General features: G+C 45.1%; 21 protein-coding genes. 20 read left to right on the forward strand and 1 reads right to left on the reverse strand.

Annotation, left to right across the window (positions count from 1 at the left end):
• Positions 1–384: 384 nt before the first annotated feature.
• Positions 385–1,116 carry a GTP pyrophosphokinase family protein gene (locus DWY93_RS07375; protein WP_015553556.1) on the forward strand — a complete coding sequence of 244 codons (732 nt, stop codon included), beginning with the start codon at positions 385–387 and terminating at the stop codon, positions 1,114–1,116.
• Positions 1,117–1,174: 58 nt separating this feature from the next.
• Here DWY93_RS07375 and DWY93_RS17465 read toward each other — a convergent pair whose 3' ends face one another.
• Complete coding sequence (locus tag DWY93_RS17465) at positions 1,175–2,035, reverse strand: GNAT family N-acetyltransferase (RefSeq protein ID WP_242990557.1); 861 nt, start codon at positions 2,033–2,035, stop codon at positions 1,175–1,177.
• Positions 2,036–2,326: 291 nt separating this feature from the next.
• Here DWY93_RS17465 and DWY93_RS07385 point away from each other — a divergent pair, with 291 nt between their 5' ends.
• The 19 genes from DWY93_RS07385 (at position 2,327) to DWY93_RS07470 (ending at position 23,179) form a co-directional block, all read left to right on the forward strand.
• On the forward strand, positions 2,327–2,686 hold the full coding sequence (locus DWY93_RS07385) for a CidA/LrgA family protein (RefSeq protein ID WP_015553554.1): 360 nt from the start codon (positions 2,327–2,329) through the stop codon (positions 2,684–2,686).
• A 2-nt stretch (positions 2,687–2,688) separates the two neighbouring features.
• On the forward strand, positions 2,689–3,363 hold the full coding sequence (locus DWY93_RS07390) for an LrgB family protein (RefSeq protein WP_015553553.1): 675 nt from the start codon (positions 2,689–2,691) through the stop codon (positions 3,361–3,363).
• A 325-nt stretch (positions 3,364–3,688) separates the two neighbouring features.
• Positions 3,689–5,482 (forward strand): oligoendopeptidase F, encoded by a 1,794-nt coding sequence (gene pepF / locus DWY93_RS07395; RefSeq protein ID WP_117470719.1) that lies wholly within the window; start codon positions 3,689–3,691, stop codon positions 5,480–5,482.
• Positions 5,483–5,672: 190 nt separating this feature from the next.
• Positions 5,673–6,440 carry a nitroreductase family protein gene (locus DWY93_RS07400; RefSeq protein ID WP_117470718.1) on the forward strand — a complete coding sequence of 256 codons (768 nt, stop codon included), beginning with the start codon at positions 5,673–5,675 and terminating at the stop codon, positions 6,438–6,440.
• Positions 6,441–6,791: 351 nt separating this feature from the next.
• Positions 6,792–7,019, forward strand: a complete 228-nt coding sequence (locus tag DWY93_RS07405) for a helix-turn-helix transcriptional regulator (RefSeq protein WP_015553550.1) — start codon at positions 6,792–6,794, stop codon at positions 7,017–7,019.
• Positions 7,012–8,583 carry a type I restriction-modification system subunit M gene (locus tag DWY93_RS07410; protein WP_015553549.1) on the forward strand — a complete coding sequence of 524 codons (1,572 nt, stop codon included), beginning with the start codon at positions 7,012–7,014 and terminating at the stop codon, positions 8,581–8,583. Before DWY93_RS07405 ends, DWY93_RS07410 begins: the two co-directional genes overlap by 8 nt.
• Positions 8,576–9,583, forward strand: coding sequence for a virulence RhuM family protein (locus DWY93_RS07415; protein ID WP_015553548.1), 1,008 nt, complete (start codon positions 8,576–8,578; stop codon positions 9,581–9,583). The genes DWY93_RS07410 and DWY93_RS07415 overlap by 8 nt, the downstream gene beginning before the upstream one ends.
• A 5-nt stretch (positions 9,584–9,588) precedes the next feature.
• The gene (locus DWY93_RS07420) at positions 9,589–10,869 is read left to right on the forward strand and encodes a restriction endonuclease subunit S (RefSeq protein WP_117472106.1); all 1,281 of its coding nucleotides are present in this window, start codon (positions 9,589–9,591) and stop codon (positions 10,867–10,869) included.
• A 28-nt stretch (positions 10,870–10,897) separates the two neighbouring features.
• The gene (locus tag DWY93_RS07425; RefSeq protein ID WP_117470717.1) at positions 10,898–11,428 is read left to right on the forward strand and encodes a restriction endonuclease subunit S; all 531 of its coding nucleotides are present in this window, start codon (positions 10,898–10,900) and stop codon (positions 11,426–11,428) included.
• A 12-nt stretch (positions 11,429–11,440) separates the two neighbouring features.
• Entirely contained in the window at positions 11,441–14,656 is a 3,216-nt protein-coding gene (locus tag DWY93_RS07430) for a type I restriction endonuclease subunit R (RefSeq protein WP_117470716.1), read from the forward strand.
• A gap of 38 nt (positions 14,657–14,694) precedes the next feature.
• Positions 14,695–16,251, forward strand: a complete 1,557-nt coding sequence (locus DWY93_RS07435) for an ATP-binding protein (protein WP_117470715.1) — start codon at positions 14,695–14,697, stop codon at positions 16,249–16,251.
• 163 nt (positions 16,252–16,414) lie between these two features.
• The gene (pyrF, locus tag DWY93_RS07440; protein WP_021904817.1) at positions 16,415–17,332 is read left to right on the forward strand and encodes an orotidine-5'-phosphate decarboxylase; all 918 of its coding nucleotides are present in this window, start codon (positions 16,415–16,417) and stop codon (positions 17,330–17,332) included.
• A gap of 127 nt (positions 17,333–17,459) precedes the next feature.
• Complete coding sequence (locus DWY93_RS07445; protein ID WP_117470714.1) at positions 17,460–18,293, forward strand: dihydroorotate dehydrogenase electron transfer subunit; 834 nt, start codon at positions 17,460–17,462, stop codon at positions 18,291–18,293.
• Positions 18,290–19,192, forward strand: coding sequence for a dihydroorotate dehydrogenase (locus DWY93_RS07450; RefSeq protein ID WP_015553545.1), 903 nt, complete (start codon positions 18,290–18,292; stop codon positions 19,190–19,192). Before DWY93_RS07445 ends, DWY93_RS07450 begins: the two co-directional genes overlap by 4 nt.
• A 31-nt stretch (positions 19,193–19,223) precedes the next feature.
• A complete protein-coding gene (gene pyrE / locus DWY93_RS07455) occupies positions 19,224–19,898 on the forward strand; it encodes an orotate phosphoribosyltransferase (protein ID WP_015553544.1) in 675 nt (224 codons plus the stop codon).
• A 14-nt stretch (positions 19,899–19,912) separates the two neighbouring features.
• Positions 19,913–20,062: a hypothetical protein gene (locus DWY93_RS17145; protein ID WP_015553543.1), complete on the forward strand. Its 150-nt coding sequence runs from the start codon at positions 19,913–19,915 to the stop codon at positions 20,060–20,062.
• Between the two features lie 196 nt (positions 20,063–20,258).
• Complete coding sequence (locus tag DWY93_RS07460; RefSeq protein WP_181968511.1) at positions 20,259–20,726, forward strand: VanZ family protein; 468 nt, start codon at positions 20,259–20,261, stop codon at positions 20,724–20,726.
• Positions 20,707–21,024: a DUF6142 family protein gene (locus tag DWY93_RS07465; RefSeq protein WP_021904813.1), complete on the forward strand. Its 318-nt coding sequence runs from the start codon at positions 20,707–20,709 to the stop codon at positions 21,022–21,024. Before DWY93_RS07460 ends, DWY93_RS07465 begins: the two co-directional genes overlap by 20 nt.
• A gap of 85 nt (positions 21,025–21,109) precedes the next feature.
• Positions 21,110–23,179 carry an aminopeptidase gene (locus tag DWY93_RS07470; RefSeq protein WP_117472108.1) on the forward strand — a complete coding sequence of 690 codons (2,070 nt, stop codon included), beginning with the start codon at positions 21,110–21,112 and terminating at the stop codon, positions 23,177–23,179.
• Positions 23,180–23,497 lie beyond the last annotated feature (318 nt).

Genomic DNA, 23,497 nt, shown 5'->3' on the forward strand with positions numbered 1-23,497 from the left:
TATCATAGCATGGAACAGGAGGAAAGTAAAGGAAAGAGGAAGAATTTCAGCCAATGTTTTTGGACGTATTGTATAAAACGCCCTATATTTTCCCATTGTCATATGTGAGAATTTCCTGTATAATATAGAATAATTGTAACTGTTCAGTAGGTCTGCGCATTTACTGCGCTGACCGTAAGAAAAATTAGGCTGGAAGGCAAAAATCCTATCGGCGCAGCCGATTTGGAATGGATTTTTGCGCGTAACTGTGAGGGTACTGAACGGTTACGCGTAATTATGAAAATCTTGCAGGGCGGAAGCAAAGCAGCTTTTCGCGGCATGGCGGCAGATATCTGGAAAAGATCTGTCGCATAAATAAAATCAGGAAAGTGCAGGGAGTTACCAATGAACATCAGTATGAACCCAAACGGCGAACTGTACCAGTCTGCTGTCAACGCGCCGGGAACGATCGAGATCCCGGAGAGTTTTTTAAATGAGGCACGTCAGTTCCGGGAATTGAATATGCGTTACACATGTGCGATCCGGGAAGTGAAGACGAAATTAGAGGTATTGAACGATGATCTGGCGATTCGGAATCAGAGAAACCCGATCCAGATGATCAAATCCAGGGTGAAGAAGCCGGAGAGTATTATTGAGAAGCTTCACCGCCGCGGTTTCCCGATCTCCGTAAAATCGGTACGGGAGAACCTTTACGATGTGGCGGGGATCCGCGTGATCTGTTCCTTCGTGGACGATATCTATACGGTGGCTGAGATGTTAGCACGCCAGGATGATATCAATGTCCTTATGGTAAAGGATTATATCCGATGCCCGAAGGTCAACGGATACCGCAGTTACCATATGATCATCGAGGTTCCGGTATTCTTTTCCGACCGGAAAGAAAATATGCGCGTGGAGGTCCAGATCCGGACCATCGCGATGGATTTCTGGGCTAGTCTTGACCACCAGATGAAGTATAAGAAAGATGTGGAAGATGCAAGTGAGATCAGTGAAGAGCTGAAGGAATGCGCTGAGGTGATCGCGCAGACAGATCTAAAGATGCTGTCGCTCCGCCGGAAGATCGAGGACCGGGAGAGTAAGGAAAATCTGCTCCAGTTCGATAAGGATCCGATGTAAGGAGCGGTTCGGGGACTGCGGAAGCGTAAAGTCCACAGCAGTCCCGATAAGGTATAACTTAATAGAGATAGCAGCACAGGGTTTCGGTGATACGGAACCCTGTTTTTTTGTACAGGGTGAGAGCCGGGGCGTTGCCGCCGGATACCTGGAGAAGGACCGGGCGTGGGGCAGTATTGTCAGCAGCGGCACCTGCGCTTCTCACGTCTGAAATATGGTACGAAGTTTCCGGCGAAAGTGGTGAATGCTCGATGGCGGCTGCGTTACCGTTCAGCAACTGTGCAAGTACTGTACTTAAAAACTTTGTCCCATATCCCTTACCGCGGAAGGGTTTTTCCACTTCAAAGCCATAGAGGTAGTAGTGGGAAGGGAAGACGGAGAAGTTGATAACGGCGTGGTCAGAGTGAAAGCGGAGAGTCAGAGTGCCGTCAAGATTCAGACATTCAGAGTGAATATCAGCAATTAAATCAAGGGCACTGACATCGGATCCTGTCTGGCTGGAGTGGCAGTCAATGATGGAAAAGTTTTCTGGCAGCAGCTTCATCATATGTTCTTCGGAATTCATTTCTGCTCCGATCGCCTCCAGAACGGCAGCAGCGGCAGAATTTCTCTTATCCGCATAAAAAATCAACTCCGAATCTTCCGGAAGTTCATCGATTCCCGCATCCAGAAGCCCAGAAAAGTGTCCATGACCGCGAAACTCCGGATCCGTGAAGGCAGAGCATTCATAGAGCAGGCCCTCTATAGGGATAAAAGCGATGGCGGAGACGATGGAACCGTCGTGTTCAAAATAGAGAAAGAGATCAGCCTCATCAAACGGGAACGAAAGTCTGGTTCCGTCAGAATCGGTGCATTTATTTACCATGGTTTGGAGCTGTCTGATCTGGGAAGAATCAAGGGAATGGACCCTGTGTAATTTCATAAAAAAATCCTCCTGAAAAAGCCGGAAAATTTCCGAAAGTCATTTACTGGAATACCATACTGATTCCGGGCAGTGGAATGCTTTGCGGATTGCCAGAGCACGCAGTGCGGAGTGATCCTGTATCGGAGAGAGTAAAAGCTTTTTGTCTCCAATATCATGAACATAAGTATATACAGAAAAATCGACCAATTCAAGAAAAATTCCGTGCTTTTTTCTATTGCCGTTCCGCATAAGCGGTGCTAAAATGGTTGCTAGTCTTTGCGTGAGACAACAAAATGAGGAGGAAACATTATGAAGTACGTGAAGGAAATTGTGATCATCTTCGGGATCACAATGGTCGGAGAACTCTTAAATAAGTTCATTCCGCTTCCGGTACCTGCCGGAGTATATGGTCTGTTCATTCTTCTTGGCGGTCTGTGCAGCGGAATCATTAAGCTCTCTGACGTGGAAGTTACGGGAAACCTGCTTCTGGATCTGATGCCGGTGATGTTTATCCCGGCGGCTGTGGGAATTATTGATAAGATCGAAGAGCTGAAGGCTGTCATGATCCCGATGCTCATCATTACCTTCGTGACCACATTCATCGTCATGTCCATCACCGGAGTGACGGCAGAGTGGATCATCAAGAGACAGAAGAAAGGGGAGAAATAGAGATGCCGTTATATTTTGGAGTATTTGTCAGTCTTTTCGCATACCTGATCGGTATGGAATTAAAGAAGAAATTCGGCTGGCCGGTGTTAAATCCGCTGCTTGTGGCGATCATTCTCGTAATCGCGTTTTTAAAGGCCACGGGGATCACCTACACGGATTATAATGAGGGAGCGTCCTATATCAGCTATTTTCTGACCCCGGCGACGGTATGCCTTGCGATCCCGCTTTACAAGCAGCTGGAACTGTTGAAGAGAAACTTGACGGCTGTTGCGACGGCGATCACCGCGGGTGTCATCGGAAGCGTTGTCAGCGTCTATGTGATGTCCATGATCTTTAAGCTGGAACATGTGCACTATGTATCCCTGCTTCCGAAGTCCATCACCACAGCGATCGGAATGGGCGTATCTGAGGAAGCAGGTGGGATCGTGACCATGACCATCGTGAGCATCATCATCACAGGAATTCTTGGAAATATCGTTGCGGACGGCTGGTTCAAGCTCATCGGAATCAAGGAGCCGATCGCGAAAGGCCTGGCACTGGGAACATCCGCCCATGCTATTGGAACAGCAAAGGCCCTGGAGCTTGGTGAAGTGGAAGGTGCCATGAGCAGCCTGTCTATCGCGGTAGCAGGACTTATGACGGTTGTGAGCGTGCCGATCATGTCGGGATTGATCTGATCGTTAGACGTATTTTTATAGCTGTATTGGTCCGACCAATAAATGGGGAAATGTGTCCTGAATGCATGAACCTGCGCAAATGTGTAAGCTGCTGTATGTGGCTGTGCGGGGCAAATCAATGTATCAGGGCACATTCTTTTACATACGAAATATACCAACATTGAATTCTGTCACTGGTGAACATTCATGACCTTTGCTTCGTGATGAACGGAGTGGGGGGCCACGCAATAATTTGAGAAAAAATTAAAAATGGGATGGATTTTTGCGCGGGATTGTGCAAAAATTAGATCATGAAAAAGATCTGATTTAAGAAGGAGAGAAAGCCATGGCTGAGAGTGTAAAGAAACGTTCAGAGATCGAAGAACAGGATACCTGGAAACTGGAGGACATGATCGAATCACTGGAAAAGTTCGAGGAACTCATGGACGGTGTGGAGGAGCGGATCCAGGAGTATGAGGCATACCGGAAAAAACTTGGAAACTCCGCGGAATACCTGAAGAACTATCTGACATATGATGAGTCTGTGGACGAGACACTTTCTCTCCTTTATGCGTATGCGATGCAGAGGCGGGACCAGGATACCTCCGTCAGCGAGAACCAGGCGCTGGTGTCGAGAGTCCAGTCCCTGGCTGTGAAAGCGATGGCGGCATCTTCCTTCGCGGATCCGGAGATTTTAAGTATCCCGGATGAGAAGATGGCAGAATTTCTTGCATCTCCGGAGCTTGCCCACTATAAGAAACAGCTGGAACGGCTGCTGGCGAAAAAGGCTCACAGGTTATCGGAGAAGGAGGAGGCGATCTTAGCTGCCGCCTCCGAGATCTCGGGAACTCCATCATCGGTGTTTGCCCTGTTCAACAACGCGGATCTGAAATTTGAGCCGGTGAAGGATGAAAACGGGGAGCTGGTGGATGTGACCCACGCGAGATACGGAAAGCTCATCGAGAGCAGGGACAGGAGTGTCCGCGAGGCAGCGTTCCATTCCCTGTACGCCTCCTACCGTCAGTTCGCAAATACCGTTGCCGCAAACTATGAGGGAAATGTCAAACAAGGAAATTTCTATGCGAGAATGAGAAAATATCCGTCCGCAAGAGCCATGTACCTGGCGGGGAATGAGATCCCGGAAAAGGTTTACGACAACCTGATCGAGTCCGTCCATAACGCTCTGCCGCTGATGCACCGGTACATGAAATTCAGAAAGAGCTATATGAATGTCTCTGAGCTCCACATGTATGATCTCTATGTGCCGCTGACGGAAGATTATGAGAAGACCTACACCTACAAGGAGGCGCAGGAGCTGATCTTAAAGGCGCTGAAGCCGTTAGGAGAGGAGTATCTGAATCTCTTGAGAACAGGATTTGAGAACCGCTGGATCGACGTCTATGAGAATGAGGGAAAAAGAAGCGGAGCCTACTCCAACAGCGCTTACGGCGTTCACCCGTATGTGCTGATGAGCTTTGATGGGACATTGAATTCTGTCCTCACGCTGGCCCATGAGATGGGGCATTCCATTCACTCCTGGTATTCCAACGCGAACCAGAGCTACACCTACGCAGGATACAGGATCTTTGTGGCTGAGGTGGCCTCCACCTGCAATGAGATCCTGCTCTTAAACTACATGATCAACGAGGCAAAGGACAGAAAAGAGAAGTTTTATCTGGTGAACCAGCTTGCGGAACGGTTCCGCACGACACTTTTCCGTCAGGCCCTGTTCGCGGAGTTCGAGTGGGAGACTTATAAGCTTTCCTGGAATGGAACCCCGCTCACAAAAGATTTGCTCTGTGGTCTTTACCATGAGCTGAATTCGGAGTATTATGGGAAAGAGACCGTGATCGACTCCGACATCGACCACGAGTGGGAGCGGATCCCGCACTTTTACATGCAGTTTTATGTGTACCAGTACGCCACCGGATTTTCGGCGGCGATGGCCATCGCGAGACGGATCCTGGCAGGCGACCCGGAGACGAAGGAAGGCTATTTCCGCTTCTTAAAAGGCGGTTGTTCCAGGACACCGGTGGAATTACTGAAGCTTGTAGGTCTTGACATGGAAGAGCCGGAGGTTGTGAATGAGGCTGTGAAGGTGTTTAAAGATCTGCTGGATGAGATGGAAGAGCTGGCGTAAAAAGAAATTTTTTGTCAGGGATTTCTGGTTCGTACCGACGCAGTATGGACTGAAAGGTATCAAAATGTAAATCATTGCAGCAAGTATGCAGGCTTGCTGAGCAGTTGCAGTTTATCAATTATGAAATCAGGATGCAGTGTTTGCCGGGAAAAGTGATAATATCCGGCATGAGGGGAAGAGGCGAGCAGTTATGAGTATTTATGAGGCGATTTTTAACCGATACTCCGTCAGAGAATACCGGATGGAAAAGATTGAGCCGGAGAGATTGGAAGCGTTGAAACGGTATTTGAAAACCGTAGCGCTTTTAGATGAGGAAAAGCCGGTAGAATTTGAGATCGTGGACAACACCGACAAAAAGCTGAAGGTCCACGGACTCTGGAAGACGGAAGCGCCGTACTACCTTGCGGTATATTGCGGTGACGACCGCCTTTCCATGCGAAATGCCGGGTACACAGCAGAGCAGGCAGTCCTCTACCTTACATCGAAGGAACTCGGAACCTGCTATCTCGGAGCGACAAAAGCAGGGGAGGACAAAAAAGACGGACTGAAGCGCTTTCTCGTCATCGCCTTCGGCAAGGCATCCGCAAAGCCGTTCCGCGATTCGTCCATGGCACACAGAAACTCCCTGGCAGCTCTCTGTGCCTTCAAGGATGAACCGGGAGAACAGGTAAAGTCGATCCTCCGCGCCGCCCGCCTCGCCCCGTCCTCCTTCAACTCCCAGCCCTGGCGCTTCGTCGTTTACTCCGACCGCCTCTACATCTTCATGAAAAAAGCCGCCCCATTCTCCGGAAAAGGAGCGAAGGCCTTCAAGGAGTTCAACATGGGAATCATGCTGTCACATATCATGCTGGCAGCAGAGGAATACTGGATGAACATGGAGACGCTGGTGGAGGAGCAGTTTGCTAAGAAGGATTATAAGAATGGGGAGTATGTCTGTACGATCGTGTTTCATAGTTGAGGGAAGAAAATAGAAAATAACAGGATGCGGCATCTGGTGTAAATACTGGGTGCCGCTTTTATGTATACTTATTTCGGAAAGTCATATACGGCAAATCGTCCTCAACTTGAGGACGATTTGTACGGATGTAAACGCTGCTTTATTTTTCTTTATTTCTGAAATAAATCACTACAAGTTTCCATACATGCAAGTGTTGGTAAAAGTAAATCATTTTCGAGATAATAGATCAACAACCAGTTTGGTTGAATATGAAAATTCAAGTGGCTATTTTTAACTCGTGGTCGTTGAAAAACTCACGATGTCGTGATAATATTTACATATACCTGCTAACAAAATAATGGAGGATGTGGTATGGCAGTCAGTTATAAAAAATTATTCCATTTGTTAATAGAAAAAGATATGACGAATGCGCAGCTTCAACAGGAGGCTGGCTTTTCGGCTAATATTATCACACGTTTGAAACGAAACGGATATATTTCTTTGGAAAGCGTGGAAAGCATGTGCCGTGTTTTAAATTGTGGAGTGGATGATATTTTGGAATTTGTACCAGAGGATAATGGAGGAAGAGGGAATGATTGATACAAAAAAAGAACAGGAACGTGATGAACTGCATCGTGCAATATGGGCAATCGCGGATGAACTGCGCGGAGCAGTTGATGGATGGGACTTCAAAAATTATGTTCTGGGTACGATGTTTTATCGTTATATTTCAGAGAATCTGTGTAATTATGTAAATAGCGGTGAGATCGATGCAGGCAATACCGATTTTGACTTTGCAAAAATGGCAGATGAAAATGCGGAGGAAGCAAGAGAGGGACTTGTAGAAGAAAAAGGATTTTTCATTCTGCCGAGTGAACTGTTCTGCAATGTTCGGTCCAATGCCGCAGATGACGAGAATTTAAATGAAACATTGGAACGGGTATTCCGTCATATCGAGGAATCTGCGAAAGGCAGTGAGGCGGAGAGTGATTTTGCCGGACTGTTTGATGACTATGATGTGAACAGCAATAAATTGGGTTCTACGGTTGCAAAACGTAATGAAAAGCTTGTGAAATTACTGAATGGTGTGGGCGAAATGAAGCTGGGAGATGTGAAAGACCACTCCATCGATGCGTTTGGTGATGCATATGAGTATTTGATGATGATGTATGCGTCAAATGCCGGAAAATCTGGCGGAGAGTTCTTCACTCCAGCGGATGTGTCAGAATTGCTTACACGGCTTGGAACGGTAGGAAAAACAGAAATTAATAAAGTATATGATCCGGCATGTGGCTCGGGTTCGCTGCTTCTGAAAGCAGAGAAAGTTCTTGGCAAAGATGCGATCCGCAACGGATTTTACGGTCAGGAGATCAATATTACAACCTATAACCTGTGCCGCATTAATATGTTCCTGCATGATGTAGGATTCGATAAATTCAACATTGCATGTGAAGACACTTTGATTAGTCCGCAACACTGGGATGATGAGCCATTTGAGCTGATCGTGTCCAATCCGCCATATTCGATCAAATGGGCGGGGGATGAAAATCCACTGCTGATCAACGACCCACGTTTTGCTCCGGCAGGAGTTTTAGCACCGAAAAGTAAAGCAGATATGGCGTTTATTATGCATAGTCTGTCATGGCTTGCATCCAACGGAACAGCCGCTATTGTATGTTTCCCGGGAATTATGTACCGTGGAGGTGCAGAGCAGAAAATCCGTAAGTACTTAGTTGATAACAACTATGTGGATTGTATCATTCAGCTGCCGAGTAATCTGTTTTTTGGTACTTCAATTGCAACCTGTATCATGGTCATGAAGAAGAATAAGGCAGATAATAAGACATTATTTATTGATGCCACAAATGAGTGTGTGAAGGTTACCAACAATAATAAACTGACACCAGAGCATATTGAGCATATTGTGGATGCGTTTACAAAGAGGGAAGAAGTAAAACATTTTGCACATCTGGCAAGTTATGAGGAAGTATCCAGCAATGATTATAATCTGTCTGTATCTACATATGTTGAAGTTGAGGATACCAGAGAGAAAATTGATATTGTGAAGTTAAATGCGGAAATAAAAGAAATTGTTGCTCGTGAACAGGTGCTTCGTGACGAGATTGACAAGATTATCGCAGATATTGAGGTGGGGTATGAGTAGAGAATTCCAATTTTTAATGTACCAGTCTGTTGATGAGGATATTTCAGTAAATGCTGTCATCCATGATGAAACAATTTGGCTGACACAAAAATCAATGGCAAAACTCTTTGATGTGGATGTTCCGGCTATATCCAAACACTTGTCTAATATTTATGGCGACGGAGAATTGACGCAGGATTCAACTGTTTCCAAAATGGAAATAGTTCAGCAAGAGGGAAATCGTCAGGTAAAAAGAACACAAAATTTTTATAATCTGGATGCAATTATTTCTGTAGGTTATCGTGTAAATTCTCGCAGAGCGACCCAGTTCAGGATTTGGGCAACAAGTGTTCTGAAAGAATATATGATTAAGGGCTTTGCTATGGACGATGAGCGTTTAAAGCAAGGAAAAACCGTTTTTGGAAAAGATTACTTCCGTGAATTACTGGAAAGAGTTCGTTCCATCCGTGCGAGTGAGCGTCGTATTTGGCAGCAGATTACTGATATTTTTGCGGAATGCAGTATCGACTATGACAAGGACGCGCAGGTTACCCATGAATTTTATGCGATGGTGCAGAATAAATTTCATTATGCAATTACGGGACAAACGGCGGCAGAAATTGTTTATACGAAAGCAGACAGACTGAAGGAACATATGGGACTAACCACTTGGAAAAATGCTCCAGAAGGTCGTATCTTGAAATCGGATGTGTTGATTGCTAAAAATTATTTGGAAGAAAAACAAATTCGGCAACTGGAACGGGCAGTAACAGGATATTTTGATTATATAGAAGATTTGATAGAAAGAGAAAATACGTTTACCATGGAGGAATTTGCTGCCAGCGTAAATGAATTCCTCGCTTTCCGTAGATATGATATTCTGCGTGACAAGGGGAAAATTTCCGGAAGAATGGCAAAAGAAAAAGCTGCCACTGAATATGCAGAGTTTAATAAAACGCAAAAGATAACTTCTGATTTTGATAAGGAAGTGAAAAAGATGTTGGAAAAAGGCGGTGAGTAAACTTAATGAGTAGATTAGATGAGTTGATAAAGGAACTTTGCCCGAATGGAGTGGAATTTCAAAGAATCAAAGATGTATGTGATGATGTTATTGTGCCAATGCGGGATAGACCAAAAACCTTTGATGGAAATATACCATGGTGCCGTATTGAAGATAAAGAGGGACAATATTTTAATAAATCATTATCTGGTCTTGGAGTAAGTGAAGATGTTATCAAAAAAATGAATCTAAAAGTATTTCCGACAGGAACGGTAATATGTTCGTGTTCTGCTTCATTAGGAACATATGCAATAAATACTCAACCGCTTATAACAAATCAAACTTTTATTGGTTTAGTTTGTGGAAAAAGACTGTTTAATAAGTATCTTCTTTATTATATGGAAACACAAACAAAATATTTAAAATCTCAAGCATCGACAGGAACGATTCCATATATTTCGAGAAAAAAATTTGAAGAAATGTTGATTCCGGTACCTCCTCTGGAGGTACAACGTGAAATAGTCCGCGTGCTGGACTCTTTTACGTTACTTACAGCCGAGCTTACAGCCGAGCTTACAGCTCGGAAGAAACAATACGAATTTTATAGAGATAAATTACTCTCTCATGATGGAAACTATCTGGTGAAGTCACTTGCTGAACTAGGAGAGTGGTCTGGTGGAAAAACTCCATCTATGTCAGAAAAAAGTTTTTGGGAGCAAGGTACAATTCCCTGGATTTCGTCAAAAGACATGAAATCATCAACCTTGATAGAGACGAAAGATCACATTACAGAAAAAGCGGTAAAGGAAGCATCTATGACAGTATATCCAGCAAATAGTATTGCTATAGTAACAAGGTCTGGAATATTAAAACACACTTTTCCGGTCGCCTATGTACCTTTTGAAACTACCATTAATCAAGATATAAAAATGCTTGTTGTTAATGAAGGCATTCTTCCCAGATACGCATTTCATGTAATACAAGGAAAAGGAAATGACATTTTGATAAAAACCAAAAAGCAAGGTGGAACAGTAGATTCTTTGGATTTTCAAAAGGTACTTGCATATAAAGTCCCAGTTCCGTCTAAGGACATACAAAGTAGGGTGGTAGAGTTACTTGATAATTTTGAATCCATCTGTACCGACCTAAATATCGGTCTGCCAGCCGAAATTGAAGCACGCCAAAAACAATATGAATATTATCGAGAATTACTCTTGACATTTGCTGAAACGGGCAGCACGATTATGACAGACAGACAGACAGACAGACAGACAGACAGACAGACAGACAGAACTGAATGTAATTAAGCTCATTCAATATGTGTTTGCTTATATAATGTTACCTTTAAATAAGGTGGCAAACGTGTTCAGAGGGGAATATATTACAAAGAAAAACACCAAAAGTGGCGATATTCCAGTAATTCTTGGTGGACAAGAACCTGCTTATTATATTGATAAATATAATCATGATGGAGAAGTTGTGGTAATTGCCAGAAGCGGTGCATCAGCGGGATTTGTCTCTTATTGGAATCAGAAAATTTTTATCACAGATGGATTTGGTTATGAAGAAAAAAGTGAATTGATTACCACAAAGTATTTATATTATGTTTTAAAGAATATGGAGTCAGAACTAAATGCTATGAAACGTGGCGCAGGAGTTCCTCATGTAAGTGGAGAGGCACTTAATAATATTGAATTACCGATTCCGTCTTTACGTGAACAAAAGCGGATTACAGATATTCTTGAACGTTTCGACAGATTATGTAATGACTTATCTGCAGGTCTTCCTGCTGAAATCGAAGCACGTCAAAAGCAATATGAATATTACAGAAACAAGCTGTTATCTTTCAAAGAATTACAAAAATAAGGAGGCGATCATGTGCCATACTTTAATATCGTAGCGGAGACATCGGAAAATACTGTTGTCACAGAATATGAACCAGTCAAGAAGCGCTCTGACAGTTATCAGAGTGAAGCGGAATTGGAACAGGGGTTTATTCGTTTGTTGTGTGAGCAGGGCTATGAATATCTGCCTATTCACACGGAGAAAGATTTGATTGCAAATCTCCGTAAAAAGTTAGAAGAACTGAATAATTATCGATTTTCTGACACAGAATGGGAAGATTTTTTCAAAAATGCTGTTGCTAATCCAAATGAGCATATCGTGGAAAAGACCCGAAAGATACAGGAGGATAATGTTCAGGTACTGACTCGTGATGATGGTTCTTCCAAGAACATCACGCTCATAGATAAAAAGAATATTCATAACAACAGACTGCAGGTCATCAATCAATATGTGATCGGTACAGAAGATGGTGCAAAGCATGACAACCGCTATGATGTTACGGTACTGGTGAATGGCCTGCCGCTCGTACATATCGAACTGAAACGCAGAGGTGTTGCCATTCGAGAGGCGTTTAACCAAATCAATCGATATCAGAGGGATTCTTTCTGGGCGGGCTGTGGATTATACGAGTATATTCAGATTTTCGTAATTTCAAATGGAACAAATACAAAGTATTATTCCAATAGTACCAGACGAAATGCAGAAAAGGAACATGAAAAACGTGGTGCCAGTAAGACAAAGACGAGCAACAGTTTTGAATTTACTTGTTTCTGGGCCGATGCTAATAATCGAGTGATCCCTGATCTCATTGATTTTACCAAGACATTTTTTGCGAAACATACGATTCTCAATATCCTCGCAAAGTATTGTATTTTTACGTCTGAGGATATGCTGATGGTTATGCGTCCATACCAGATTACGGCTACAGAAAGAATTCTCAATCGCATTGAAATTGCTAATAATTATAAAAAGTATGGCAGTGTTGAAGGTGGAGGTTATATCTGGCATACCACAGGATCAGGAAAAACACTCACTTCTTTTAAGACAGCAAGACTGGCGTCAAAATTGTCGTATATTGATAAAGTATTGTTCGTGGTTGATCGTAAGGATCTGGATTACCAGACCATGAAGGAATATGACCGTTTTGAAAAAGGAGCTGCAAACAGCAATACTTCAACCGTTGTATTAAAACGTCAGCTTGAAGATCCGGATGCCCATATTATTATTACTACAATCCAGAAATTAGCTACATTCATAAAGAAAAATCCGGGGCATGAAGTATACACGAAGCATATTGTCATCATTTTTGATGAGTGCCATCGCAGTCAGTTTGGTGACATGCATACTGCCATTGTAAAGAATTTCAAGAAATATCATTTATTTGGATTTACAGGAACGCCAATATTCTCGGTCAATTCCGGCAGAGCGAAGAATCCAGAATTTTTTACAACAGGACAGACTTTTGGCGATCAGCTTCACAGCTATACAATTGTGGATGCAATTAATGATAAAAATGTTCTCCCGTTTCGTGTCGATTATATTAAAACAATGGATGCGGATGAAGAAATCACAGATGAGATGGTCTGGGACATCAATAGGGAAAAGGTTATGATGGCTCCTGAGCGAATTCATATTGTGACGCAGTATATACTGGAACATTTTGACCAGAAGACATATCGTGGAGATAAAACATACATATACAATACACTTACGAATATTGCAGAGGTTGCCTCGGCTAAAAGGGACGAGGTAGAGGAAATCAAGCAGAAACAGAGAATCAGTGGCTTTAATTCTATTTTTGCTGTATCAAGTGTGCAGATGGCAAAGCTGTATTATCAGGAATTCAAAAAGCAGATGTCAGCAGATCCGACTAAGAAATTGCGTGTTGCGACTATTTTCAGCTATGGCGCAAATGAGGAAGAATCGGATGGCATTCTGGATGAGGAAAACTCCGAAGATACTTCTGCACTTGATCAGCCGTCCAGAGATTTTTTGGAAGAGGCAATAGAAGATTATAATCAGATGTTCCATACAAATTATGACACTTCAAGTGATAAATTCCAGAATTACTATAAAGATGTGTCTCTTCGTATGAAGAATAAGGAATTGGATATTCTGATTGTAGTAAATATGTTTCTTACTGGTTTTGATGCGACAACCATGAATACTTTATGGGTGGATAAGAATCTGAAAATGCATGGATTAATACAGGCATTCTCGCGCACAAACCGCATTTTGAATTCTATAAAAACCTTTGGAAATATTGTATGTTTTCGCAATCTGCAAAAGCGGGTGGACAGTGCCATTTCCCTGTTTGGGGACAAGAATGCAGGAGGCATTGTTCTTCTGCAGAGCTTTAAGGATTATTATTATGGATATGAATCGGTAGATGGCAAACCGATGCCGGGATATGTGGATATGGTGGAAGAACTGAATGATAAGTTTCCACTGTCAGAATCCCAGATCATCGGGGAACAAAATCAAAAAGAGTTTATTGCCTTGTTTGGGGCAATTCTCCGAATGAGAAATCTTTTGATTTCATTTGATGAATTTAAAGAGAAAGAATTGATTACTGAGCGTGATCTGCAGGATTATCTTGGTCGTTATCAGGATCTGCGCGATGAGTGGAAACACAAGCGGCAGGAAAGTACGGATATTACAGATGATGTGGTATTTGAGATTGAACTGATTCGTCAGATAGAAATCAATATTGATTATATTCTGATACTTGTGAAGAAGTATCATGATACCCATTGTGAGGATAAAGAAGTATTGATAACCATCAACAAGGCAATTGACGCCAGTCCGGAACTGCGCAGCAAGAAACAGCTCATTGAAACCTTTATAGCGGGAATCAATGATGTGGATGATGTTATGAATGAGTGGCATAGCTATGTGGTAGAGCAGCGAGATCATGACCTCGATAATATTATTGCAGAAGAACGGCTGAAACCGGAAGATACCAGAAAATTTATGGAGAATGCATTCCGGGATGGAGAGATCAAGACGGCGGGAACGGATATAGATAGGCTTATGCCGCCAATCTCTCGTTTCGGCGGCGGTGGAAGAGCAAAGAAGAAGCAGGGCGTTATTGACAAACTGAAACAATTCTTTGAAAAATATTTTGGAATCGGTGGTTCATCTACATTTACCGATGCGGAACAAAAGATAGTAACTTACGATTTTAATAGTCGGGATACATTATCGATGGTTGCGGAAACGAAGACACCATATGGAAATGGAAAATAATTGCGAAATATAGTAGAAACTGAGTGGAGGTGAATTTATTGACTATTGGAGAAATCTTAGCAGGTGAATCAAAAAATGTAGAGTTTAAAGTCCAGAGACCGAAGGATAGTATAAAATACATGAAAACAGTTATTGCCTTCTCAAATGGAGAGGGCGGACGCATTGTATTTGGCGTTGATGATGATACTCGTGAGGTAGTCGGTATTCCTAAGGAAAATGTCTTTTCGGAGATTGATGCGATTACTACAGCAATATCGGACAGCTGTGAACCGGTCGTTATTCCAGATGTTTACTTACAGACGATTGAGGATAAGACGATCATTATTGCTGAGATCAGCCCGGGAAAACAGAGACCGTATTATATCAAGTCCATGGGAATTAAGGATGGCACTTATATCCGGGTTTCGGGGACATCCCGTCCTGCTGGACGTGACCTAACAGCTGAAATGTATTATGAGGATGAGGGACGATCCTATGACAAGGTTATTCGCAGAGATTTGACAGTTACAGATGAAGAGATTGCAGAACTATGCAGGCAGATGAAAGAAGTAGCTATTGCGAATGGAAAGTCAAAGACGCAGAAAGAAGCGGTTAAGGATATAACAAAGAATGTACTGCTCAGTTGGGGACTACTGGCAGAAGCAGAAGATGGAAGTATACATCCTACAAATGGATATGTTTTCCTGTTGGGAAAGGATGAATTCTTGTCACATATCCAATGTGGAATGTTCAAAGGAAAAACGCGTGCTGTATTTGTGGACAAGCGTGAGTATAGCGGTCCATTATGGCAGCAGATCGATGATTCGTTCCAGTTTGTATTGAGAAATATTCATTTAGGCGCAAAACTTGAGGGAATTTATCGGAAAGATATTTATGAATTACCGCCGGACAGTATTCGTGAGTTGATTATTAATGCTGTGATGAACTGTAGCTATTTACAAAGTTCACATATCCAGGTGGCGATTTATGATGATCGGTTGGAGATCACCTCTCCGGGCGGTTTGATGCCAGGTGTGACATTGGATAAAATGAGAGAGGGATACTCTAAAATTCGAAATCGTGCATTGGCACATGCTTTTTCATACATGAATCTGATTGAAGCATGGGGCAGTGGGATTCCGAAATTGTTGGAGGCGATGAAAGAGTATGGACTGCGGGAGCCAGAGTTTCAGGATTTAGAGATCGGGTTCCGTATTAATCTTTATCGGAATACGGAAGATACAGTGATAAGATGTGCGGAAGAAAATATCCAAAGTGGCACCCAAGCTACCCAAGGTAATACCCAAGCCACCCAAAGTACCACCCAAACTGTGCAGGACACCACCCAAACTGTGCATGACACCACCCAAACTGCGCGGGATACCACCCAAACCACCAAAGATACCACCCAAACTACCACCCAAACGAAACTAAGCCAAGAGGCCAAAACTATTTTGCAGATAATAAGCCAGAATCCAGACATGACTCAGAAAGAGATTGCAGAAAAATTAGGTTGGAAAATCAACAGGGTAAAATATCATGTAAATAGGATGAGGCAACAGAACATTATCAAACGTGTCGGTACCAGCCATAAAGGACATTGGGAAGTAGTATAAGAGGGGAGGCCAGCTCCCCATCTGTCACAATATTCCCCGATTCTCCTCAAATTGCAGAAATTTTCCCAACCTCTATATTTCTACTTGAAACCGGAAACACCATATGCTAAAATTGGAAAGAATAAGGTGTTGTAGAAACACAACTACATCGGAGGAGGAAACTATGATCAGTCAGCTCATACAGAAGATTCAGAAGACAAAGGCACCGATCTGCGTCGGTCTTGACCCTATGTTAGGTTATATTCCGAACCATATTGTCCAGAGAGCATTTAAGGACTTCGGCGAGACCATGGAAGGAGCTGCCGAGGCTGTATGGCAGTTTAACAAAGAAATTATTGATAACACTTATGATTTGATTCCCTCAGTGAAACCGCAGATTGCAATGTATGAGCAGTTTGGCATTGAGGGTCTTAAAATATATGCCCGCACCATCGAGTACTGCCAGAACAAGGGACTCCTTGTGATCGGAGATGTAAAGAGAGGCGATATCGGATCCACTTCCTCCGCATATGCAGTTGGACATATCGGAAGTGTAAAAGTCGGAAGCAATGTATGCCGCGGCTTCAATACAGATTTTATCACCGTAAACCCGTACCTCGGAACAGACGGAATCAAACCGTTCGTCAATGTCTGCAACGATGAGGACAGAGGCCTTTTCGTTCTCGTTAAGACATCCAACCCGTCCAGCGGTGAGTTCCAGGACCGCCTTGTAGACGGAAGACCGCTCTACGAGTTAGTCGCAGAGAAGGTCGTTGAGTGGGGCGAAGCAAGCATGGACGGCGATTACAGCAACGTAGGCGCTGTTGTGGGCGCTACATATCCGGAGATGAGCAAGATCTTAAGAAAGCTCATGCCGAAGACATACTTCCTTGTACCGGGCTACGGCGCACAGGGCGGTACCGCGAAAGACTTAATGCACTGTTTCAACGAGGATGGTCTCGGGGCTGTCGTAAACTCCTCCAGAGGAATCATCGCTGCGTATAAGCAGGAGAAATACGCAAAGTTCGGTCCGGAACATTTCGCAGAGGCATCCAGACAGGCCGTTGTGGATATGATCGCGGATATCAACTCCGTATTATAATAGTACATTGAAAATTTATCAGCCATGGCGTATGTCCGTGGCTGATGTGTTGTAACCATATAAAAACAGTGTTCCGGAAAGCTGGAAAAGCACCGGAATACTGATAGTAAACCACCAGGAGGAAACCATGGCACAGAAAAAAGTAAACGCTGTGATCCACAGCCAGGAAAAACTGGCGGAGGGAATCTACAGCATGTGGCTTGACGCGCCGGAGATGGCAGCGGCAGCCGTTCCGGGACAGTTTATCGCTGTTTACACCAATGACCAGTCAAAGCTTCTGCCGCGTCCGATCAGTATCTGTGAGGCGGACAAGGAGAATGGAAGACTTCGGATCGTTTACCGTATCGCGGGAGCCGGAACAAAGGAATTTTCCGCGTATAAGGAAGGCGATACCCTCGATATTATGGGACCGTTGGGAAATGGATTCCCCTTAAAGAAGAAAAAAGCATTCCTGATCGGCGGCGGAATCGGAATCCCGCCGATGTTAGAGCTTGCTAAGAACCTTGACTGCGAGAAGACAGCAGTCATCGGTTACAGAGATAAAGAGACTTTCCTCGCGGACGAGCTTCGCAAATACGCCGATGTCGTGATCGCGACAGAGGATGGAAGTGTCGGAACAAAGGGAAATGTCATCGACGCGATCCGCGCGGAGAAGCTTACCGCGGATATTATCTACGCATGCGGACCAACTCCGATGTTGAAGGCATTAAAGACCTACGCAATGGAGAACGGGATCGAGTGTTATATCTCTCTGGAAGAAAAGATGGCATGCGGAATCGGTGCCTGTCTTGGCTGTGTATGCCACAGCAAGGACATTGATGAGCACAGTAACGTGAGAAACAAGAGAATCTGCAAGGATGGTCCGGTATTCCGCGCTGAAGAGGTAGAACTTCTGACTCCGGATGAGCAGCGCGAGCGCATCGCCTCCGGCATCATGATCAAGAAGGAGGGGCAGGCATGAATACAAAAGTAACACTTGCCGGTGTAGAGTTAAAGAACCCGGTGATGACCTGTTCCGGTACCTTTGGTTCCGGTATGGAATACGGCGAGATGATCGATCTTGACCGTCTCGGCGCTGTTGTAACAAAAGGAATTGCAAACGTGCCGTGGCCGGGAAATCCGACCCCGCGAGTGACGGAAGTTTACGGCGGAATGTTAAATGCTATCGGTCTTCAGGGACCGGGCGTCGACGTGTTCATGAAGCGCGACGTTCCGTTCTTAAGACAGCATGACACAAAGATCATCGTTAATGTCTGCGGAAAGTCCGAGAGCGACTATGTGGATGTTGTGGAGCGTCTCGCTGACGCTGACGTGGATATGCTCGAGATCAATATCTCCTGCCCGAACGTAAAAGAGGGCGGAATCGCATTCGGCCAGGATCCGAAATGCGCGGAACAGATCACAAAGGCGGTAAAGAAGGTCGCAAAGCAGCCGGTGATCATGAAGCTCTCCCCGAATGTTACGGATATCGCTGAGATGGCGAGAGCCGTTGAGGCAGGCGGTGCGGATGTGGTATCTCTGATCAACACCATCACGGGAATGAAGATCGATATCAACAAGCGTACATTCGCCCTGGCAAACAAGACCGGCGGTATGTCCGGCCCGGCGATCAAACCGGTGGCTGTCCGCATGGTATATCAGGTCGCAAACGCTGTGAAGATCCCGGTGATCGGAATGGGCGGCATTATGACGGCTGAGGACGCGCTGGAGTTCATCCTCGCAGGTGCGACAGCAGTGTCCATCGGAACCGCGAATTTCATCAACCCGGATACGACGATCCAGGTGATCGAGGGCATCGAGGCGTACATGAAGAAGTACGGTGTGGAAGATATCCACGAGTTAATTGGTGCTGTGCACTAAGAATATTATTTTGAAAGGAAGTTTTTAGGTCATGGAAAAGTACAAGCAGGAATTTATTGAATTCATGGTTGATTGCGGCGTATTAAAATTTGGAGATTTCGTAACAAAGAGCGGAAGAAAGACACCGTTTTTCGTAAACACAGGCTTCTACCGCACAGGCGCCCAGCTCAGAAAGCTCGGCGAGTACTACGCGAAGGCAATCAATGATACATTCGGAACAGACTTCGATGTTCTCTTTGGACCGGCTTACAAGGGAATCCCGCTGACCGTTGCAACAAGCATGGCGATCAGCGAGCACTTCGGCGCGGACATCAAGTACTGCTCCAACAGAAAAGAAGTAAAAGACCACGGTGACAAGGGAATCCTTCTCGGCAGCCCGATCGCTGACGGTGACAAGGTCGTTATCATCGAGGACGTGACAACAGCGGGTACATCCATCGAGGAGACACTTCCGATCATCAAGGCGCAGGGCGATGTCGATGTTCTCGGCCTTGTTGTATCCGTAGACCGCTGCGAGAGAGGTAAAGGCGAGAAGTCCGCTCTTACCGAGATCCAGGAGAAATACGGTTTCCGCACAACAGCGATCGTAACCATGAAGGAAGTAGTTGAACACCTTTACAACAAAGAGTACAAGGGAAAAGTTATCATCGACGACACATTAAAAGCAGCGATCGACGCATACTATGAGCAGTATGGCGTAAAATAAGAAGGAGCGGTTTTATGGAAAAAATTTATAAGACCATGAGAAACACAGGGGCAGCGAGCATCGCGGTTGGAGTTATCGTTGCCTCTGTTGGACTTGCTGCCGGAATCATCGCGATCGTGAACGGGGCACTGCTTCTTAAGAGAAAATCTGAGATTACGTTTTAATCGGATCAGGGCGGTTTTAACGCGGCTGTGAAAACAAAAAGAGCGGTGAAGCATGCCTGAAAAGTGAAATGAACGGAGTGGGAGATGTGGCCTTTATGGCGGCATCTCCTTTCCTGCTTAAAAATTCGGAGAGTATCCGGAGAGAAGGACCACGAAACAGGCCCCCCTGTTTTGGTGGGAATGGAGAATTTTGAAAATGAAAAAACACAGACATCGGATTCTCGGGGCGGTTCTTTTCGTCCTGTATCTGGTTCTGCTGACATATTTCCTGTTTTTCGCCGAAGAAATGGGGCGCAGCCCCGACGCGAGGGCCGAATATTCCTACAACCTGACCCTTTTTAAAGAGATTCGGCGCTTTCTTTTATACAGGAACATTCTTGGCTGGCGCGCGGTGTTCTTGAATATTTTCGGCAACGTGCTGGCATTTATGCCCTTTGGCTTTTTTCTGCCGGTCATCTGGGTGCGGACGAGACACTGGTATATCACAGTACTCTTAAGCTTTGCCATGAGTCTTCTTGTGGAGACGATGCAGCTTGTCGGCAAAGTCGGAAGCTTTGATGTGGATGACCTGCTCTTAAATACCATCGGTGGTTTTGCCGGGTATATTATTTTTGTCCTTGCGAGAGGCGTTTGGGAGAGATACAGTGGAACGAATCGGAAATAAAGTATCGTATATAAAAAAGCCGTTTGCAAAGAATAGTTTTGTGGCGGCAGGGCTCGCAGCGGCGGCACTTGTCTTTTATGCCGCCGCCATCAGCTTTTCGTACTATACCCAGGGGAATGCACCGCTTGCGGCTGCGGCTCTGGGTTTTTGCAGTATTATCATTGCGGTGTCATCGGTGGTCTATGGTGTATTTGCCATGATGGAGAAAGAGAAGAATTATCTTCTGGCGAAGATCAGCCTTGCGGCGGCGGGGATCCTGCTGCTGGTGTGGGTACTGATGATCGTGTTTGCGCTGTAAAGATGACAGGGCGGAACCGGGAACAGCGGTCCGGAGCGCATCTTTTTCAGGTGCGGAAAATGAACGTGAAATGGAGGCATGACACATGGAACAAGATCTGATCAGAGAGCGCTATGACCTTTCCATGGCGCGGATCCAGGAAATTCTGACGGAAGAGACGGTACCAGAAAACTACCGGGATTATTTTAGAAAAGTGACAGAGTTCATTATCCAGTGCGGCGAGGTCTTAAAGGCGAAAGAGGACGGAAGCCTGGATCAGATGACACTGGAAGAGGGAAGAACGTTAAACCATAAGCTTTATGCGGATGTTCTTCCTGAAAACTATGAGACAAGCTATACGAATCCGGCTTACGCGGTGAAGACACTGGGGGAGGAGTACGGAAAGCTTCTTTCCTATCTCTATGCGGAGATCCGCGGGGATATCATTTACGCGTTTGAGGGACGTGTTCTGGATCTCGTGATCGGAAACGAGGCACTGATCGAGATCTACAATCTCTTTGAGGGCGAGACACTTCCGGCAGCGAAGGAGATCAAGGACGTGCTCTACTGGAGCGCCAGCGACTACTGTGATGTGACTCTGACTTACCGTGTACAGGAAGGCGTGGATCCAAAGCTTGACTTCGCGAAAAAGATCATCATGGAGAGTGACCTTTCCGATCTCTCGTATCTCTACCGGTTCGGTGCGTATATTTCCCCGGAAGAGGAGAAGACAGCGGCGTTCTTAAACAGCCTGCCGGAGGAAGAGATCAGGAAGATGGCAGATACCTATACTGACGGATATATCCGTGGATTTGAGGTCATGGGCCGGGATCTTTCGAAGAAGAAGACGGTGTCAGTGCGTTATCCGATCGGTTTTGAACGCATGGTACGTCAGGCAGTAAAAAATTTCGAGGCAGCGGGGCTTTCGGTGATCTTTTGCAGAAGTGCTGTGGGCAGCATCAACCGGAATCCGGCAGGACACGGCGGATACGCATCCTCTTCCCCGAACAGACAGTATGATTATGACCATCGTTATGACAGCGCAGTCTATATGGATAAGGCGTTCCGTGACCGGAAGATTGGTGTCTTAAAGACGGCCTACGAGCAGTATAAAGAGGACGCAGCCGCTTACGCGGGACCGGCGGTCATCGAGACCTTCGGCGAGCCGGGCTTTGAGCCAGTGAATAAGCCGGAGGCATGGGCGTTTACGGAGAAACAGCAGAACCTTTATCTGGAGTACAGGAATCTCTCTATGCCGGTGGTGAACGAATATATTCCGGGGGATGAGACGAGCTTTACGATCATCGCGTTCCCGGTTCCGGCAATCGGGGAACTGTTCCCGGAGATCTTTAAGGAGACGATCCGGATCAACACCCTGGATTACGAACTTTACCGTGACATGCAGCAGAAGATTATCGATGTTCTCGATACGGCGGAGTATGTGGAGATCACCGGAAAAGGGGAGAACCAGACGAACATGCAGGTCCAGCTGGCTGCGATTTCCAACCCGGAAAAGCAGACGAAGTTTGAGAACTGTGTGGCGGACGTAAATATTCCGCTTGGCGAGGTGTTCACTTCCCCGAAGCTTGCGGGAACGAACGGAATCTTAAATGTGGGAACGGTTTATATCGGAGATATCCAGTACCGGAATCTCCGCATGGAATTCAAGGACGGCCGTGTGGTTTCAGCGGTATGCGATAACTTCGTGGAAAATGGAGTGATCGATCAGGAAGCCGGACACCGTCTCATCGTGCAGGGAATCATGAACGGTCATGAGATGCTGCCCCTCGGCGAGTTTGCCATCGGAACGAACACGACGGCCTACGCCATGGCGGAGAAGTTTGGAATTCTGGACCGTCTGCCGATCCTTATCGTCGAGAAGATGGGACCGCACTTTGCAGTTGGCGACACCTGCTACAGCTGGTCTGAGGACAGCCCGATGTACAATCCGGACGGCAAGGAGATGATCGCGAGAGACAACGAAGTTTCTATATTAAGGAAGGAAGATGTCTCGAAGGCGTACTTCGGCGTCCACACGGATATCACGATCCCATATAAGGAGCTGGAGAGAATTTCCGCAGTCCATACAGACGGAACGAAGACAGATATCATTCTGGACGGAAGGTTTGTTCTGGCGGGGCTGGATGAATTGAATAGGCCGCTGGATGAAAAATAAGAAAAAGTTGTAACTGTGAAGATACAGAATCGTTACAAAAAGTTTTATCAGACTGCAAAACCGGAATAGCATAGAGAAAATTATGAACACAGTGGTTATGCAGCTGATGACAGGACACCCTGAAATATGTAATTCATTTATGTATTTCAGGGTGTTTTTACATAATTACACTGAGTGTGGACACTTGTGATCCCAGGAAAAGCCGCTGACAGACCGATGGATGGGAAGAATATTATATTTTGCAGTATCACATCACTGCATGAAGTTGGCAGAATCTACGGATTCCTACTTGACGCGCATAAAAAAACCTTGTATTAT

The organism is Clostridium sp. AF28-12 (assembly GCF_003435225.1).
GTDB lineage: Bacteria > Bacillota > Clostridia > Lachnospirales > Lachnospiraceae > Pilosibacter > Pilosibacter fragilis.

Bases quoted from the DNA above. Each gene is read 5' to 3' on its own strand.
- DWY93_RS07375 (WP_015553556.1), top strand. From the start codon at position 385: ATGAACATCAGTATGAACCCAAACGGCGAACTGTACCAGTCTGCTGTC.
- DWY93_RS17465 (WP_242990557.1), bottom strand. From the start codon at position 2,035: ATGAAATTACACAGGGTCCATTCCCTTGATTCTTCCCAGATCAGACAG.
- DWY93_RS07385 (WP_015553554.1), top strand. From the start codon at position 2,327: ATGAAGTACGTGAAGGAAATTGTGATCATCTTCGGGATCACAATGGTC.
- DWY93_RS07390 (WP_015553553.1), top strand. From the start codon at position 2,689: ATGCCGTTATATTTTGGAGTATTTGTCAGTCTTTTCGCATACCTGATC.
- pepF (WP_117470719.1), top strand. From the start codon at position 3,689: ATGGCTGAGAGTGTAAAGAAACGTTCAGAGATCGAAGAACAGGATACC.
- DWY93_RS07400 (WP_117470718.1), top strand. From the start codon at position 5,673: ATGAGTATTTATGAGGCGATTTTTAACCGATACTCCGTCAGAGAATAC.
- DWY93_RS07405 (WP_015553550.1), top strand. From the start codon at position 6,792: ATGGCAGTCAGTTATAAAAAATTATTCCATTTGTTAATAGAAAAAGAT.
- DWY93_RS07410 (WP_015553549.1), top strand. From the start codon at position 7,012: ATGATTGATACAAAAAAAGAACAGGAACGTGATGAACTGCATCGTGCA.
- DWY93_RS07415 (WP_015553548.1), top strand. From the start codon at position 8,576: ATGAGTAGAGAATTCCAATTTTTAATGTACCAGTCTGTTGATGAGGAT.
- DWY93_RS07420 (WP_117472106.1), top strand. From the start codon at position 9,589: ATGAGTAGATTAGATGAGTTGATAAAGGAACTTTGCCCGAATGGAGTG.
- DWY93_RS07425 (WP_117470717.1), top strand. From the start codon at position 10,898: ATGTTACCTTTAAATAAGGTGGCAAACGTGTTCAGAGGGGAATATATT.
- pyrF (WP_021904817.1), top strand. From the start codon at position 16,415: ATGATCAGTCAGCTCATACAGAAGATTCAGAAGACAAAGGCACCGATC.
- DWY93_RS07445 (WP_117470714.1), top strand. From the start codon at position 17,460: ATGGCACAGAAAAAAGTAAACGCTGTGATCCACAGCCAGGAAAAACTG.
- DWY93_RS07450 (WP_015553545.1), top strand. From the start codon at position 18,290: ATGAATACAAAAGTAACACTTGCCGGTGTAGAGTTAAAGAACCCGGTG.
- pyrE (WP_015553544.1), top strand. From the start codon at position 19,224: ATGGAAAAGTACAAGCAGGAATTTATTGAATTCATGGTTGATTGCGGC.
- DWY93_RS17145 (WP_015553543.1), top strand. From the start codon at position 19,913: ATGGAAAAAATTTATAAGACCATGAGAAACACAGGGGCAGCGAGCATC.
- DWY93_RS07460 (WP_181968511.1), top strand. From the start codon at position 20,259: ATGAAAAAACACAGACATCGGATTCTCGGGGCGGTTCTTTTCGTCCTG.
- DWY93_RS07470 (WP_117472108.1), top strand. From the start codon at position 21,110: ATGGAACAAGATCTGATCAGAGAGCGCTATGACCTTTCCATGGCGCGG.